Below are 1,569 nucleotides of genomic sequence, written 5' to 3'. Positions count from 1 at the left end.
CTCCCCTTACCCCCCTTCTATCGGATCTGCCCCGTGATGAGGAACTGATAGGTGGTAAGGGATTTTTGCATTGAAGTGAGTCATAGGGAATCTTTACACGGTCTGAATAAATATCTACAATGATTTTGGCATGTCAAGTTTTCCACCATAAAGCGGCCAGGAAAACCATAGAAATGAGACATGCGGGCCACACCATAAAGCGGTGACAGGCTCAAACCCAGTCAATTTTTTTGCTGGTAACACACGGCAAGGGCTGGTTTTGACCAAAACCTGGTGAGGCTTTCTCTATGGCACCTTCTTCTTATACCGGTTTTAATCGCGCGCCATCCCTCTTTATCCGTCACAAAAGCGGCGCTACCGTTAGTACAGCAAGCGGCTCTGTCCACCGTTTTAACCTGCCCCAGAACCTGACCCGTACCGACCTAAGACGACCGAGGTCAGCCAGGGCGATAACGTCGAAGGGTGGCCGTGTTCCCTTCGCAGCCTCCCGCTTCGCTCCTGCCGGATCTTCCCGCATTCCCGTTGCGTCCCACCGTTCTCTTCCGGGACTCGCGGCGGACGACCGTCTCCAACGGCTGCTCGACGAATTTCAGGCGATCCCTCGTCCACGGGAACGTCGCGCGCTCGATCCCGCCTCTCCCTTAAGCCCCCTGTAGAGCGAAAGGAATCCTGATGGACGCCACCCAAGTCGCTTATGACCTTTGGTGTCTGCAAGAGGATCAGCGCCGATCCGGCCAACCGCCCGGCCGGATGGAGGCGCTGATCCAGGCGCTACACGAACGACAGCCGGAGCTGCCCCCTGAATTGATTCAACAGGGCGTCGCACATTTTCTGGCGCTGATGTTCCGGGAAGAAACCGCACGGTCAGAATCGCGGCAACGCCAGATGTTTCAATGGAGCCTTGCGGTGGCGCGTTCCGCAACTGGACATGCCCTTGGGCGACGTCCTCGCCCGGCGCAAAACGAGCGAGTGCGAACAATCGCCGGTTGCGCCAAGACCGGAAATAACCGCTATAATGGAAGCAATAACCCCACGCTCGACCGAGGCCGTGTGATGCCCGCCGCCGAGCCTACTGCACCCCTCACGAGGTTTGACGAGACTCATCACTGAAAATTGCTCACCCTAAAATAAAAAACCCCCGCGTTTCTGACGCGAGGGCTTAGGGGGAATGCTTGAGAGTGCCGACCATCAGCTCCGCTAAGGACGACAATCAGGAAAACTTAGAAGTTTTCTGATTATAGCGGATCGGTCGGGACTTTCAAGATTCTCCCCTAGGTTCTTATTGGCCTAAAACCAGGGAAATCTGATGAACGTCCAGACGTGCGAACCGCCTTTTCTCAGCAACGCGACATTGATCGCCCGAATCCAGCGCCGGGATTCCCCGCCGCGCGGCGTGGCCGTAACGGCCTGACCGAGTAGACCGTCCGCCTTGCGCTGCCGAAGAGCCGCGCGAGGCGCGGACGGGCGAACCGGCCATGATTCCGAGCCGCGAAAACTTTTCCTCCCCCGACCGGGCCGGGCCGACGGGGGACAGATCGGAAGAGCGTCGTGTAGGGAAAGAGTGTAGAT

General features: G+C 57.4%; 2 protein-coding genes. One reads left to right on the top strand and one right to left on the bottom strand.

Features of this window, described 5'->3' with window-relative positions:
* Positions 1-672 precede the first annotated feature (672 nt).
* Entirely contained in the window at positions 673-1,110 is a 438-nt protein-coding gene (locus BN874_RS11690) for a hypothetical protein (protein ID WP_034433499.1), read from the top strand.
* 177 nt (positions 1,111-1,287) lie between these two features.
* Here BN874_RS11690 and BN874_RS25705 read toward each other — a convergent pair.
* Positions 1,288-1,569: hypothetical protein (locus BN874_RS25705; protein WP_230314415.1), on the bottom strand; the 282-nt coding region annotated here is incomplete at its 5' end.

Origin of the sequence: Candidatus Contendobacter odensis Run_B_J11 (assembly GCF_000531125.1) — a bacterium.
In the GTDB taxonomy this organism is placed as follows: domain Bacteria; phylum Pseudomonadota; class Gammaproteobacteria; order Competibacterales; family Competibacteraceae; genus Contendibacter; species Contendibacter odensensis.
The sequence above is the reverse complement of the archived record's forward strand: the minus strand, read 5'-3'. Positions and strand labels throughout refer to the sequence as shown.

Coding starts and splice junctions, on each gene's coding strand:
- BN874_RS11690 (WP_034433499.1), top strand. CDS start 673: ATGGACGCCACCCAAGTCGCTTATGACCTTTGGTGTCTGCAAGAGGAT.